Origin of the sequence: Bradyrhizobium guangzhouense, from assembly GCF_004114955.1 — a bacterium.
Classification (GTDB): Bacteria; Pseudomonadota; Alphaproteobacteria; order Rhizobiales; family Xanthobacteraceae; genus Bradyrhizobium; species Bradyrhizobium guangzhouense.
Map to the genome: position 1 here is coordinate 4,350,384 of NZ_CP030053.1, position 14,326 is coordinate 4,364,709.

At 64.2% G+C, this 14,326-nt stretch carries 13 protein-coding genes and 1 tRNA gene; 5 read left to right on the forward strand and 9 right to left on the reverse strand.

The genetic code is table 11. The features are described from left to right. Positions 1 to 40: 40 nt before the first annotated feature. Entirely contained in the window at positions 41 to 604 is a 564-nt protein-coding gene (locus XH91_RS21030; RefSeq protein WP_164934050.1) for an invasion associated locus B family protein, read from the forward strand. Between the two features lie 15 nt (positions 605 to 619). On the opposite strand, the gene XH91_RS21035 is transcribed toward XH91_RS21030, so the two are convergent. Continuing rightward, entirely contained in the window at positions 620 to 2,908 is a 2,289-nt protein-coding gene (locus XH91_RS21035; RefSeq protein WP_128952343.1) for an arylsulfatase, read from the reverse strand. A gap of 88 nt (positions 2,909 to 2,996) precedes the next feature. On the opposite strand from XH91_RS21035, the gene XH91_RS21040 reads away from it, so the two are divergent. Further along, entirely contained in the window at positions 2,997 to 3,692 is a 696-nt protein-coding gene (locus XH91_RS21040; protein ID WP_128952344.1) for a TetR/AcrR family transcriptional regulator, read from the forward strand. Between the two features lie 241 nt (positions 3,693 to 3,933). Here XH91_RS21040 and XH91_RS21045 read toward each other — a convergent pair whose 3' ends face one another. Continuing rightward, complete coding sequence (locus tag XH91_RS21045) at positions 3,934 to 5,499, reverse strand: porin (RefSeq protein ID WP_128952345.1); 1,566 nt, start codon at positions 5,497 to 5,499, stop codon at positions 3,934 to 3,936. Between the two features lie 361 nt (positions 5,500 to 5,860). Here XH91_RS21045 and XH91_RS21050 point away from each other — a divergent pair, with 361 nt between their 5' ends. After that, positions 5,861 to 6,247 (forward strand): hypothetical protein, encoded by a 387-nt coding sequence (locus tag XH91_RS21050; RefSeq protein ID WP_128952346.1) that lies wholly within the window; start codon positions 5,861 to 5,863, stop codon positions 6,245 to 6,247. Positions 6,248 to 6,422: 175 nt separating this feature from the next. On the opposite strand, the gene XH91_RS21055 is transcribed toward XH91_RS21050, so the two are convergent. Both XH91_RS21055 and XH91_RS21060 read right to left on the reverse strand, forming a co-directional pair. Continuing rightward, positions 6,423 to 6,665, reverse strand: coding sequence for a DUF3551 domain-containing protein (locus XH91_RS21055; RefSeq protein ID WP_128954932.1), 243 nt, complete (start codon positions 6,663 to 6,665; stop codon positions 6,423 to 6,425). A 241-nt stretch (positions 6,666 to 6,906) separates the two neighbouring features. Continuing rightward, positions 6,907 to 6,980: transfer RNA gene (locus XH91_RS21060), tRNA-Gln, on the reverse strand. Positions 6,981 to 7,228: 248 nt separating this feature from the next. On the opposite strand from XH91_RS21060, the gene XH91_RS21065 reads away from it, so the two are divergent. Next, positions 7,229 to 8,722, forward strand: a complete 1,494-nt coding sequence (locus XH91_RS21065; RefSeq protein ID WP_128952347.1) for an amidase — start codon at positions 7,229 to 7,231, stop codon at positions 8,720 to 8,722. Positions 8,723 to 8,733: 11 nt separating this feature from the next. Here the strand turns inward: XH91_RS21065 and XH91_RS21070 are convergent, their stop codons facing one another. Genes XH91_RS21070 through XH91_RS21085 form a run of 4 tightly spaced genes read right to left on the reverse strand, consistent with a single transcriptional unit; the run spans position 8,734 to position 12,985 of the window. Continuing rightward, a complete protein-coding gene (locus tag XH91_RS21070; RefSeq protein ID WP_206733536.1) occupies positions 8,734 to 9,864 on the reverse strand; it encodes an iron-containing alcohol dehydrogenase in 1,131 nt (376 codons plus the stop codon). Positions 9,865 to 9,880: 16 nt separating this feature from the next. Then, complete coding sequence (gene pdxA, locus XH91_RS21075) at positions 9,881 to 10,909, reverse strand: 4-hydroxythreonine-4-phosphate dehydrogenase PdxA (protein WP_128952349.1); 1,029 nt, start codon at positions 10,907 to 10,909, stop codon at positions 9,881 to 9,883. Beyond that, on the reverse strand, positions 10,906 to 12,012 hold the full coding sequence (locus XH91_RS21080; RefSeq protein ID WP_128952350.1) for a four-carbon acid sugar kinase family protein: 1,107 nt from the start codon (positions 12,010 to 12,012) through the stop codon (positions 10,906 to 10,908). Before XH91_RS21080 ends, pdxA begins: the two co-directional genes overlap by 4 nt. A 52-nt stretch (positions 12,013 to 12,064) precedes the next feature. Further along, positions 12,065 to 12,985 carry a dihydrodipicolinate synthase family protein gene (locus XH91_RS21085; RefSeq protein ID WP_164934056.1) on the reverse strand — a complete coding sequence of 307 codons (921 nt, stop codon included), beginning with the start codon at positions 12,983 to 12,985 and terminating at the stop codon, positions 12,065 to 12,067. A 139-nt stretch (positions 12,986 to 13,124) separates the two neighbouring features. On the opposite strand from XH91_RS21085, the gene XH91_RS21090 reads away from it, so the two are divergent. Continuing rightward, the gene (locus XH91_RS21090) at positions 13,125 to 13,997 is read left to right on the forward strand and encodes an IclR family transcriptional regulator (protein WP_128952351.1); all 873 of its coding nucleotides are present in this window, start codon (positions 13,125 to 13,127) and stop codon (positions 13,995 to 13,997) included. A gap of 35 nt (positions 13,998 to 14,032) precedes the next feature. On the opposite strand, the gene XH91_RS21095 is transcribed toward XH91_RS21090, so the two are convergent. After that, entirely contained in the window at positions 14,033 to 14,236 is a 204-nt protein-coding gene (locus XH91_RS21095) for a hypothetical protein (RefSeq protein WP_128952352.1), read from the reverse strand. Positions 14,237 to 14,326 lie beyond the last annotated feature (90 nt).

Genomic DNA, 14,326 nt, shown 5'->3' on the forward strand with positions numbered 1-14,326 from the left:
CTACAGCCAAGCCCTCGCTTCACGCCAACGCGGTCACGCCATGCCCATGCAATCCAGACTTGTCGCCCTTGCCGCCGCTGTCTTGCTGTCGACGGGCGCCGCGTCTGCCCAGCAGGGCGCCAAGAAGAACGCGGTTCCCCCTGCCCCCGCCGCCCAGCAGGCGCCGGCCCAGCCGCAAGCCGAGGGCACGCCGCCGCAGCCCGGCTGGATCGCACGCTGCACCAGCGCGAGCCGCGACGCTCCGCTCGAATGCGCGATCGAGCAGAACGCAGTGCTGACCAAAACCGGCCAGACCATCGTGCTCGTCAACATTCGCATCGCGCCCGACACTCGCACGCCGGTTGCGCTGCTGCAGCTGCCGCTCGGCCTCAATCTTCCGCTTGGCGCCAAGCTTCAGGTCGACGAAGGCAAGACGATCGATCTGCAGATCCAGACCTGCGAGAACCGCGGCTGCTACGCCTCGACGCCGATCGCGCCCGACCTGCTCGCCGCCTTGCGCTCGGGCAAGCAGCTGAAGGTTTCCTTCCAGAACATGGCCAAGGAGACGATCGCGATCCCGATGCCGCTGAACGATTTCGCGGCGGCCTACGACAAGATCAAATAAGGCGTCTCGCCCCTCCTACTGCCGCGCCATCTGTGCGTCGCCGACGGCCTCGCCGTCGAGCGTCTGGTCGTTGTGCATGGTGACGGTGACGCGGAGCAATCGCCCCTCGAATTCGAAGGGCGACTCGTAATGGGACACCGGGCTGCCGCGGTCGCGGCCGATATCGAGTCCCGACCACGAGATCAGCGTATGGAAGCCGAGCTGGGTCTGAAGCGAGCCGGCCGGCTCGCCGTCGATCAGCAGCGTGTAGCCGGTGAAGCCGGTGCGCGCGCCCTTGGCTGGCGGCTCCTTGCGCACGAGGCGCTCGACATGAACGCCAAGCCGCCGCGCGCCTGAGAGCACCTTGCGGTCGGAACGCACGATCTGATGGCTACCGCCGATGTTGAGATCGTGCACGAGATGGCCGTCGCTTACGTAGAGGCTGTAACCTGACGTCGCGTCGCCGTGCGAGATCAGCACACCGCTGGCGCCCGCTTCGTCGATCTCGACATACGCCTCGATCGTATAGCTACGACTGCGCACGTCGGGCGCAACGTCGGTCGGCACATGGCCCATTCCGTGGTGAAAGACGAAATGGTGGCGCGCGCCATGGAAACGTGCGGCATTCTCCGCAAAGCGCGGACCGAAGCGATCGTCGAGCGGCAGCACATTGTGCTTTTCGGCCTCGCCCCACCACGTCGCGATCATCTGCGCAAGTCGCTCGGGCTCCTTCACAGCGAGATCGTCGGTCTCGGAGAAATCCTTGTCGAGATGGAACAGCTCCCATTTGTCGTTCTCGAACGGCGTACCCGGCGGATGGTAGGCGACCGCCTTCCAGCCGCCCTGCCAGAGGCCGCGATGGCCGAACATCTCGAAATATTGGGGCGAGCTCTTTGACGGCACGGAGGCATCCGTGATCGAGCGCGCGAAGCTCTCCCCTTCGAGCGGCATTTGCGGCAAGCCGCCGATCTCAGACGGCACCTCGATCCCGATCAGGTCGAGCAGCGTCGGCGTCAGGTCGCAGGCGTGCACGAACTGGTGACGCAGCTCGCCCCTGGCTGCGATCCGCTTCGGCCAGCTGATAACGAAGGGATCGCGGATGCCGCCGCCATGGGTGTTCTGCTTGTAGCGGCGCAGCGGCGTGTTGGACGCCATGGCCCAGCCGTGCGGGAAATTGCTGTGGGTGTCGGGGCCGCCGATATCGTCGATGCGGGCGAGCTTCTCCGCGATCGGCTCCGGCTTGAAGTTGAACGGCCCCATCGCGTTGACGAAGCCGAGCGGTCCGCCCTCCTGGCTCGCGCCATTGTCGGACATCACGATGATCATGGTGTTGCTGCGAATGTCAGCGGTCTCGAGAAATGAGATCAGGCGGGCAAGATGGCGATCGGAATGGTCGAGCATGCCGGCGAAGGCGGCTTGCAACCGTGTGAACACGCGGCGCTCGTCGGTGGAATGATCCTCCCAGGCCTTCACGCCATCGTTGCGCGGAGGCATCCGCGTCTGCTGCGTCACCAGCCCCATCGCCTTTTGCCGCGCCAGCCGCCGTTCGCGCTCGACATCCCAGCCGTGCACGAACTCGGCGTCGTAGCTGCGGATGATGTCGGCCGGGGCTTGGTGCGGCGCGTGGCACGCGCCGAGCGCGACCCAGGTCAGCCAAGGAATATCGGGCCGATCGGCCTGGTGATCACCGATGAAGCGGATCGCCTGGTCGATCAGATCCTCGGTCAGATGATAGCCGCCGGCATAGGTGCCTGGAGGATCGATATGCGTGTTGTCGGAGACGAGCTCGGGCGCGTACTGATCGGTCTCGGCATCGAGGAAGCCGTAGAACCGGTCAAAGCCACGCCCCAGTGGCCAGCCGTCGAACGGGCCGGTCGCGCCGCTCTCGGTCAGCGGCGTGACATGCCACTTGCCGATCATGTAGTTGCGATAGCCGTGCACGCGCAACATCTCTGCAAGCGTGCCCGCCTCGCGCGCGATCTTGCCGCGATAGCCGGGGTATCCGGAATCGAAATTGGCAAGGCACCCGACGCCGACCGAATGGTGGTTGCGCCCGGTGAGCAGCGCGGCACGCGTCGTCGAGCACATCGCGGTGGTGTGGAATCCGGAATAGCGCACGCCCTCCGCGGCGAGCTTGTCGATGGTCGGCGTCCTGATCGCAGACCCGTAGCAGCCGAAATCGGAGAAGCCGACATCATCGAACAGGACGACGAGGATATTCGGCGCGCCCTCGGGCGGCTTTACGGCCTCCGGCCACCAGGGTTTTGATTCCGCGACCGTCTTGCCGACGGTACCGCGGAACATCGTGCCGCCGCCTGCGCTCATGCCTTGCTCCCTGTCCGGCGGCTGCGGTTGACCCACAGCTCGTCTCGCCTTAAAACATAATCCGAATTATGATTACTGTTTGACACGGATGCAAGCACGAACCCGGCGATCTTCCGAGGAGTCCGGCGATATCGACCTGCCGGGCGTGGCCCCGTCGCGCCAGAAGCGAAGCCGTGAGACGACCCTGGCGCTGCTGCGCGCTGGAGCTGACATGCTGCGGACACGAAGCCTCGCCGAGCTCTCGATCGAGACGCTTTGCACCGAGGTTGGCGTCACCGTCGGCGCCTTCTACAGCCGCTTCGAGAGCAAGGAAGCTTATTTCAATGCGCTCATGGCGCTGGCGGCACGCGATGGGGAGCAGCGGCTCGGCGAGATCAAGCGCCCTTCGACCGAGACCGATCTCGGCGGCCTCTGCCAACTCGTCGTCAGCGGCATCATCGCCTGGATGCGCCACCATGAGGGCGTGCTGCGCGCCGCACTCCAGCATGACAGCACCCGTCCGGACAAATGGACGCCGTTCAAGGCGCTGGCCAAGGCGACCACCGAGCGTGCCACCCCTCTCCTGCTGCACGCCATGGGCAATGCTCGGGCAGCCGCGAAGACGCGCGCCATCGCGTTCGGCCTGCAGGTGGTGCTGGGCACCCTGGTGAACGCCCTTCTGAATGATCCCGGGCCGCTGTCGCTTCGATCGAAAGAGATGGAGACGCGACTCGCGAGCTGCCTGCTGCTGCTGCTCCAGGCGGATATGGTCAGCTCATCTTCCCCGCCGACGACAGCATCGTAAAACCACATCGATCATGGTTTGCCGTCGAACGGCATGGGGCAGCGCTTGAGCCGTGGATCCGCCATGGCCTGGCCCTGACGGCGTCGCAGCTCTTCGGCTTGCGGGTGACGATCGAGGAGAAACTCGACCTCGTCCTCGGTCGCCGCGAGCGCCTGCTTCAGACGGCCCGCGCCCTATCGCCAAAAAGCAAAAGCCCCCGGCGGTTTCCCGCCGGGGGCTCTCGGATGATCGAAAAGATCGATCAGAAGTTGCGCTGAGCGCGGAGGAGCAGCGTGAGCGAGTTCTGGTCCTTCAGCTCATAGGTAGCAGCCGGCTTGGCGAAAGCAGAAACCGCGGTCGCCGGGCCAGAGATGGTGCCCGAGTACTTCTGGTCCAGATGGGTCCAGCTCAGGTCGGCCGTGAACGCCAGGTTCTTGACCGGGGTCCAGACGGTGTTGACACCGACGACGCCGATCGCGAAGTCCGGATTACACGTTGCAGTGGCGGTACCATAAGCTGCGGCGAAGTTGGCGCAGATCAGGCCCTTGCTCATCGTGCCGTAGCTCATCTGAGCATAGCCACCGTAGATGGCGCTCACCCAGTTCGGGTTCCAGTTGTGGTTGTAACCACCGCGGAAGCCCCAAGCCTTGGTCGTCTCGATGCTGGTGCCAGCGCCGAAGACGCCGTCAGAGATACCGGCGAAACCGACGCTCTGGTAAGCACCGATGCCGCTACCGCTGTACATCGAGAAGTTCTGCGGCCACGAGATGTTGCCGAAGACGTAGTGAGCTGCACCGTCAGCGTACACGGCCTGCATGTTGATCGAGTCGCCCGCACCGGTCGGGATGTTCTTGATCGACAAGACGCCCTGCACAGCCCAGCCCCACTTCATGTCGGGGTGACCCGTGGTCTCGTTCGCGCCGTAGTAAGCGCTATTGAGCTCATGTGCGAGGGCCGCGATCTGGAACAGACCCCAAGCCTGGTCAACACGAACCTGACCGAGGATGTCGGGAGAACGCGTACCACCCCAATCGGGGGAACCGTAGATGCCCTGAATGAGGGCCGCACCAGCAGCCGTGCTGGCCGGAGTGAGCGTAATCGCGCCCGTCGTGCTGCTGATGGAAGCGCTGCCGGCGAAGCCGCTCGCATTCCACAGGTTCGACTGACCGCCGCCGTTGCCGGTGCCCTGATCCTGGATCGACACCGAACCGGACACGCCCTGGCCGAAGTCAGCCGTGTAGGTGGCCTGGTTCACGCCGGTGACGAAGTTCGAACCGCCCGGAATGGTATCGGGACCGCCAGCCGGATAGCCCGTCCACGGTGCATCGAAGATCGAGACGGTGCGGCCGAAGGTGAAGCCAGCGAACTGGATGAACGCATGGTAGAGGCCGAGACCGGCGGTACCGCCCGAAAGCGTGGACGGGGTGCTGCCCGAGGCCGTCTGGGAATCAACCGAGAAGACCATGTCGGCGAAGGTGCGGACCACGCCGTATTCGGTCGCGGTGCGGGTATCGACCGTGAGGTCCATACGAGCGCGGCCGTAATAGTAGCTCGTCAGACGGTTGTTCGAGCCGCCGTTAAAGGTCGCGTTGCTGTTGCGGAAACCGTAGTCGTTGGCGCCGCCGAGAACCATGTCAGCACGGACGTAGCCACCCAGCTTGATGCAGGTGTCGGTGCCCGGCATGTAGTAGAAACCTGCACCGTACAGGGAGCAGATCTTCACGTATTCGACCGCCTTCGCCTTCAAGGGGAGATCGGCTGCTTGAGCTCCGCCCGCGGCGATCAGACCCGCCGCTGAGCCGAGCAAAAGGCTCTTAACCAACTTCATGTTAAACCTCCAAGTTGCTCTTCAGGGAAGGTCACTGACCCGAACGGCCAATTCCCCAACCCCCTTTAAATCACCGCTTTGGCCGCCTTCGCGTCTTCGGACACACCCGCATGAACGCGAGGGACTTAAGCGAAAGACCTAAACGGGACGACCTTGGGATGCCCCCCTCCGTCGCCCGATCACCATGATCGATGGCCGATGCACACGCAACATCCGAACGGCCCCAAACACCCCCCAACAATTCGAATCCGGGCAGGTGTTGCACAAAAATCACGCAGCATTTTCCGAGCGAAGCCCGAGCAACTGATTGATTCAACTGCCTAAATTATCGATCACAGCTGCGTGACGCTCAAGGCAGCCGATGGAACTCGTCTCCGTGGGATTGGCAAGCCGATCCACGGAGAGCGAATTTCGGGGCTTGGAAAGGTCGAATCGGGCCGCGAGAAAACGAACGCTCGAAAGGCACTCTTGGGAACGAGCAAGGCTGAAACAAAAGCAAAATCTCAGCCGCTTTCGGCTGCCGATCCAAGCCAAAACCGCCAAGATTCTTTCCCGCGGCGGGCCGTGCTCGTTCCCCGGATCCCGACGATCGCTGGAACAGAGGTTACGCGCCGCCGACGATCTCGATGAACGGAACACGCTGCTCTTCAAATCATCCAAAATCCGAAATCAACCGCCCGGGTCGCTCGCCGGCCTCGCTACATCTCTTCACCGCGGCAACGAAGATGATCTTTCTGCCGCGTCATGAAAGCTTCTCATCCCGTTCGCGTCTCGCGGACAAAATCACCAGCCTTCAAACGAGCCGCACTCTGCGAGGCGGATCGAGATCGAAGAATCCTTCGACGGGTGAACAGTCACAACGACGATCGTTCACAACGCAATGCGCTGTTGAACAGTGTTTGAAGAGAATGCTGCGCGCCTGCTCATCGCAACGTCGGAGCGCGAGCGCCCCGATGCGGCGCGCGCGCGGCACCTGATGTCGTCGACTGCGCCCAATAGGGGTTGTTGAGGCACATCGCCGGCAAGCCTACCGCTGCCAATCGGCACGCGTCCCAGGACTCGTAGCTGCAGTCGATTTTGCTACTACCTCCCCACTCCCATTGCTGGAGGCAGACAGGAGACCGCGGATCGTATCGCTGGCCATTAGCGGGTGGCACCGCAACCATTGTGATGGAAAGCGCAACAGCCGAGACGATCGATCTCGCTGTCGCTCCATTCACGAGGGCAGGACTGCACACGTCAAGAACTCCAAAAACAACATCGTGACATGATAACGCGCGCGAACTGCGCGGGGCATCCGCATAGTACGCCCCGATTTGGTCCGAGTGGAGCAAAGGTGAGGATTCTGTCGGGGAGCGTGCCGCGATCGACGGATCAATTGGCGATCCCGGTCGTGGATCTGACGCTTGGCTGGGGAACCTGGATTCGAACCAAGACAAACAGAGTCAGAGTCTGTTGTGCTACCGTTACACCATTCCCCAACGGAATAGCCGAACAAATTCAATATCTTACTGATTCGTCCGGCTGTGGCCGGCAGCGCGGTTTGCGCAAATCGCGGCTCAGGCGTGCAGCCTTCTACCCGCTCAGCCATAGGCTGGCAAGCGCGGCTGTGCACGGATACGCTTGCTCAGCCGCCTCTCCCGCCGGGCCGCCAAAATCTCTAGATGTGCGCATCAATCGGTGACCGTGCCGGCCCCCGAACTGACTGCGAGACACCCTGGAGATTCCGATGCAGCGCGCGTCAGACGCCCCCGACCTAGATTACGGCTCAATCGGCACATTGCAGAGCGCTTTGGTCGCGCAAAAACTATCGGCATCGGAGCTGCTCGCACACACGATTGCGCGCATCGAGGCGCTGGACGGGGACATCAATGCGGTCGTCGTTCGCGACTTCGATCGCGCCAGAGAGGCCGCACGTGCTGCCGACGCCGCACTCGCCCGCGGCGAGCGAGGTCCCCTCCTCGGCATCCCCGTGACCCTGAAGGAACCCTTCAACGTCGCGGGCCTGCCGACAACGTGGGGCTTTCCGCATTTCCGGGATTTCCAACCGGCGGAGGATGCGCTGCTCGTCTCCCGATTGAAGGCGGCCGGCGCGATCATCATCGGCAAAACCAATATCCCGATCGGGCTGCGGGATTTCCAGAGCTACAACGAGATCTACGGGACCACGAAGAACCCGTGGGACCTCGGCCGTTCTCCCGGCGGCTCCTCGGGCGGATGCGCCGCGGCGCTGGCGGCGGGATTCGGGCCGCTCTCGATCGGCTCGGACATCGGCGGTTCGATCCGCGTGCCGGCACATTTCTGCGGCGTATTCGGACACAAGCCGAGCCTCGGCCTGGTCCCGCTGCGAGGCTACAGCCTTCCGCCGGCACCACCCGTCCCGGGCCAGGGCGATCTTGCCGTCGTCGGGCCCATGGCGCGCACCGCCTCCGACCTCGGGCTGGCGCTCGACGTGATTGCCGGGCCCGACGAGGCCCGCGACGGCATCGGCTATCGCCTCGCCTTGCCGGCCTCCCGGCACGACAGTCTCAGGGATTTCAGGATCCTCGTCATCGATACCCATCCGTTGATGCCAACGGGCGAGGCCGTGCGTACGGCGATCGTCGGACTGGCCGAGCGACTCGATAAGGCAGGCGCACGGGTCTCGCGATCGAGCACCGCGCTGCCCGATCTTGCGGACTCGGCACGCCTCTACATGAAGCTGTTGAACGCAGCGCGCAGTCCGCGCCTGACACCGGAAGCCCTGACCGAAGCCCAGGAATTGGCCGCTACGCTCGCGCCTGATGATCGCAGCCTGCAAGCCGAGCGCGCCCGCGGCTGGGGCATGATCCATCGCGACTGGCTCGCAGCCGATGCGATGCGCCTGCGACTGCAGGCGCAGTGGCACGGGCTATTCCGCGACTTCGACGCGGTGATCTATCCGGCAGCGGCCGTACCGACCTTCCCGCATGATCATTCCGAGCCGTTCGATGCACGGCAGCTCGACATTGACGGCAAGGCCCATCCCTACGCCGACGCCTGCTTCGTCTGGGCTGATCCGGCATCGACCTGCGGATTGCCGGCGACCGCCGTTCCGATCGATCGGTCGCCGTCGGGCCTGCCGATCGGCGTTCAGATCATCGGACCGCACCTGGAGGATCGCACGACGATCGCGCTTGCTGGATTGATCGAACGCGAGTTCGGCGGCTTCGTCCCGCCACCGTCGCTCGCCCGTCCATCCTGATGCGGAGACGCCTAGAACGCGACCTCGTACATGCCAAGGATCGCATCCCGGCTGAGGTCGCGCGGGTTGTTGTCGAGCAGGCGCCTGATAGCATGCGCCTCGTCGGCCATGACGCCAAGATCGTTCCTGGGCACGCCCAGCGCCGACAGCCGCATCTCGACGCCGAGATTCTTGCAGAATGCATAGGTGGCATCGAATGCGTGCTTCGGATCGTTCTGCTCGGGCAGACCTAGCGCGCGCAGCACCGCGACCGTCTTCTCTTCCGCCGCCGGCATGTTGAACGCGAGCGTGTGCGGGAAGATCATCGCGCAGGCAAGACCATGCGCGATGTGATGCCGAGTGCCGAGCGGATAGGCCACGGCATGACCGGCGGTAGTGTTCACCGGCCCGAGGCAATAGCCGCCATACAGCGAGGCCAGCGAGAGACCGGCGCGCGCCTCGCGATCACCGCCATCGGCCACCGCGCGCTCGAGGTAGCGGCCGACCAGGCGCGCGCCTTCGAGCGCGTAGAGATCGATCGTCGGGTGCGCCTTACGGCTGGTATAGGCCTCGACGCAATGCGCCAACGCATCGACGCCGGTGGCGGCCGTGATCTCTTTCGGCACGGTCATCGTCAGATCGGGGTCGACGATGGCGATGTCGGCCAGCATGAAGCGGCTCTGCACCGCCAACTTGTTCTGGCTGACGGGATCAGTGACCAGCGCACGGGTGCCGGCCTCACTACCGGTGCCCGAGGTGGTCGGGATCTGCATCAGCGCGACGCTGCGGCCGGCGACCTTCTCCGGTCCGACGATATCGGCAAAGGGCACATCCGACGTGCACATCACCGCGACCAGCTTGGCGAGATCCATCGCGCTGCCGCCGCCGAAGCCGACGACGAGATCGGGCCTGATCTCTTTCGCCATCGCCACGGCCTTCTCCAGATTGGGCAGGTCCGGCTCCGGCTCGACCTCGCCGAACACCTTCACTGTACCGGGCAGCGCCAGCGTGTCGACGCGGCGCGCATTGAAGGGGTCGGAGATGACCAGTGGTCGCTTGGCCCCGATCCGCTCGGCGAAGCGCGCGGCCGCGGTGATCGTGCCATTGCCGAACTCCAGGATGGTTGGGCGGAGGATTTCGATGGGCGTGAAGGCGTTGGTCATCTCAGGCTCGTTACAGTTACTTGGAAGCGCCGGCGGCGAGCCGCTCGGCATAGTCGATCGCTTCGATCAGGCTGTGCTCGTTGGCGATGCCTTTGCCGGCGATGTCGAAGGCGGTGCCGTGATCGACGGAGGTGCGGATGATCGGCAGGCCCAGCGTGATGTTGACCCCGGACAGCTCCTGCCAGCGGCCGGTGGCGGGATCGACCTGGAAGCCAAGCAGTTTGACGGGAATGTGCCCCTGGTCGTGATACATCGCGACCGCGGCATCGTACTGGCCGGCACGCAGCTTGACGAAGATGGTGTCGCCCGGCACCGGGCCGACAACGTCGAGGCCGTCGGCCACAGCCTTGGCGATCGTCGGCGCGGAGACGTCGATGTCCTGGCGGCCGAACAGACCGCCCTCGCCGGCATGCGGGTTGAGCGCCGCGATCGCGATCTTCGGCTTGGCAATGCCGAGCCGGCGCAGCGCATCGTTGGTGAGGTCGATCACCATGCGCAGCCGCTCCGGCGTCAGACGCTTCGGCACGTCCTCCAGCGCCACATGGGTCGAGACATGACTGACGCGCATGTTGCCGTGGGCAAGCAGCATCACCGAGCCGCGCACGCCGGTGAGATGCGCCAGCATCTCGGTATGACCCGGGAAATGATAGCCGGCCTTGTTGAGCGCTTCCTTGTTGAGCGGCGCCGTGACGATCGCCGCCGTGCGGCCAGCCTGTGTCAGGCGCACCCCCTGCTCGATCGCCTTGTAGGCAAAGCGTCCGCCATCGGCGCTGAGCACGCCGGGCTTGATCGCCTCGCCTTCGGCGTCGGCTTGCAGATAACAGAGGTTCGGCCAGTCGCGATCATCGGCAGTGACTTGCGGGATTGCAATGTTGGCGCCGAGCGCGGCCTTCGCGCCGTCCAGCGCCGCGCCGCTGCCGATGATCAACAGACGCAGATCGCCTTTCGCAATCCGTTCTTCCAAGCCGACGCAGGCCTTGACGATGATCTCCGGCCCGATCCCGGCGGGATCGCCCATGGTGATGGCAAGATGACGAGAGGTCATGTCGGACTCTCCAAGTTGAGGAAATGATTGTCCCGCAGCAGGTCGCGCCACAGATCGCGCGCACCGAACGCCCCGGATTTCGAGATGACATCGACGCCGGACCAGCGGCCGCCTTGCAGCGTCGAGCGCGGCAAGCCCGGCACGATGCGACCCGTGACCTGGAGCGCACGCGCACCGAGGGCAAGGCATACGGCCTTCAACGTCTCGCCGCCAGCAACGATCAGGGTTCCCGGTGGATCGAGCGATGCGATCAGCGTCGTCAATTCATGCGCGATGCGCCGCGCCGCTTCGGAACGCGCGAGGCCCTCGGGGAGCGTGAATTTCACCAGGGCCACACCCTCATCCGTCAGTTTGCGCTGAACATCGGCGCCGCCCTCGCCTTCAGCCAACGCAATGGTAGCCTCGCCACACGCCGCAAGCTGAGACGCTGACGTCGCTTGATCGGAACCGAACAAGCCCAGCACCGGTCGCTTCAGGATCGACGGTGCGACAGAAACATGATTGCGCGCGAGCGCACCGGCCAAACCGCCGCTGCCGCACCAGAGTACAGGTCCTGGCATGCGCCGGGCCATTTCGACGACGCGATCGAGATCGAAGTCGCTCTCGGCATCGAACACCTGAACGCCGCCTTCCGACAGCGTGTCGGAGCTGCCTCGCCGTGCCGCGATGCCTTCCTGCCCGAGCTGATCCAGCAGATTTTCGCCGATCCGATGCCAGTCGCCCTGCACGGTGCGCGCATATTGCTGGCCCTCGATTGTGCGGCGTCCCTGATAATCGAAAGCAGGTGCGACGACGCAAGACGCCCAATGGCCGGTGTTCAGGCAAGCGCCGAGCTCGGCCGCCCACGCGCCGCGAAGCAGGCTGTCGACTTTCTTGTAGGCGATCTCTCCGTCCTGAAGCAGTGGCGCCAGCCGGGTGACGATCTCGACGCTCGCGGCCTTCGAACGCTCGCGGGTGCCGCTGTCGATCGCAAGGCTCAGGGAGGTCGACGTCGCCGGCGGTTCTCCCCAGACGACGTCGAACGGGCCGCACAGGCCGACGAACTCCGCCGCGGTGTCGAGCGCACCGGTGAGATCGTCGGCAAGCATACGGACGCTGGTCAACGCATCTCCGAAAGATTCGGACATCGGATCGCCTCGTCGTGCGCGTCCGCCTCTAAGCCGCTTTTGCGGATGCCGCGGCACTCGCGAGCAACTCTTTCATTTGAGCGGCCGGCAGGGTCTCAAGCGGCGGCCGCAGGCGCTGCCAGCCGGCGTGACCGGTGCGCTCGGCCATCAGGGCCTTGAGCGAAGGCATCTGTGCGAAGCGCGAGACCAGCTCGCGCGCCTTCACGATGCGCGCCTGCGCTGCGGCAAGGTTTGCGTCGTCGTCGCTGTCGCGGAAATGTTTGAAGACATAGGCAAGATCGCGCGCGACGAGATTCGAGGTCGCGGTGATGCAGCCCGCGCCGCCCTTGCGTAGCAACGGCAGCAGCAGCGGGTCGGCCCCGGTCAGCACCGCAAAGCCGGGGAAACGCTCGACCATCGCGGTCATGTTGGCAAAATCACCCGAGGAATCCTTGATGCCGACTATGGTCGCCGGAAAGGCCTTGCGCAGCCGCTCGATCAGCGCGTGCGAAATCGGCTGCATCGACATCTGCGGGATGTGATAGAGTACGATCTTGAGCCGGGGATCGCCGATGCGCTGGATGATCTCGCTGTAGGCGGCATAGACGCCGTCATCGCTGACGTTCTTGTAATAGAACGGCGGCAGCATCACCACGGTCTCGACGCCGACCGACAGCGCATGGCGCGTCAGCACGACGGTCTCGGTGAAGGCAGCGACGCCGGTGCCCGGCAGCAACTGGTTCGGCTTGACGCCGCCGACGACCACGGCCTCCAGCAGCGCAGTGCGCTCGGCGACCGAGAAAGAGTTGGCCTCCCCCGTCGTGCCCAGCATCGCGATGGCATCGCAGCCTTCGTCCAGCAGGTAGCGACAATGCGCGATGAAGCACGCGTGATCAGGCGCGAGCTCGGCGTCGAGCGGCGTCAGCGCGGCGGAGAACACGCCATGTGGGTGCAAGGATTGGGGATGCAGCGATGATGTCGACAAAGCTTCCTCCGATCATCAGATCTATGTTGTTCGGAATGCGAACATTTGTTATAATCTGTCCTGTTGGTAAGAGCAGGCTGCCGCGGCGTCAAGGGCCGTAGCTGTCATGACAGGGCATTCAAGTATGGCCAAGGTCGAAAAGAAGGCGGCGAAGCGTGCAGCGGAAGCGGCTGCGAAAACGCCCGAGCCCAAGAATCCCAAAGACAATCCCAAGAACAATCCAAAGAATTACGTCGCTTCCGTCGGCAAGGCCTTTGCCGTGCTCAGGAGTTTCACCAGCGAGGCCTTCGAGCTGACATTGAGCGAAGTTGCCGCGCGCGCCGATCTCGACCGCGGCACCGCGTTCCGGCTGATCCAGACCCTGATCGAGCTCGGCTATCTCCAGGCGGTGCCGCAGAGCCGCCGGTTCCGTCTCGGCGTTGCCTGCCTCGACCTCGGTTACACCGTGCTGTCGCACGGATCATTACGAAACATCGTCGAGCCGCTGCTGCGCGATCTCGTGCCCGAGGTCGGCGATGCCGCCTCGCTCGGTATCCTCGATAACGGTGACGTGATTTATCTCGCACGGGTCAGTGCGGGCCTCGACCGCTACAAAATGGATCGCCGGCCGGGCACGCGCATCCCGGCCTACAGTGCGGCGCTGGGTCATGCCATGCTGGCGCACCTTCCGCGCGAGGAGCAGATCCGGCGGCTGGAGTCACGCCCCCGCGTCAAGCTGTCGGAGCGGACGCTGACCGATCTCGATGCCCTGCTCGCCCGGCTCGACCAGGTGAAGAAGAAAGGCCATGCCGTCTCCGACGGCGAGAACGCCTATGGTCTTCGTACGCTGGCGACGCCGATCCTGGACGCCCAGGGTTCTGTCATCGCCGGACTGAGTGTCACGGTGGATGCGATGCGCATGGACATGCCGACCTTCCGCGACCAGGCGCTGCCCAGGTTGATGCAGCTGACGGGCAAAGTGCAGGAGCTCGCGATCAAGTCGGGACTGTTGAGCTGACCGCGTCTCCTGCCGAGACGCGATCTTGGCGGCGGCTATTCCGGGACGAGCGTCGCGAGACCGGCCTCGATGATGGTGATTTCCTCGCTGACCTGCGCGATGGCCTGCTTGGGGTCGACACCGGTCACGGCCACCAATTGCCGCAGCAGGTCCTGGCGATGGGTCAAAATACCTTCCAGCGCGTCGCGATCGTTCAATCTCACATAGCCTTCAACGATCAATTCAACGGAACGGGACATAAGTACTCTCAATACAAGCTGATTTCTGATCCCCGAAAATATCGCGCTGACGCGCGGTTGCGGCGATGAAGTCGCGTCAACCTTGACAGG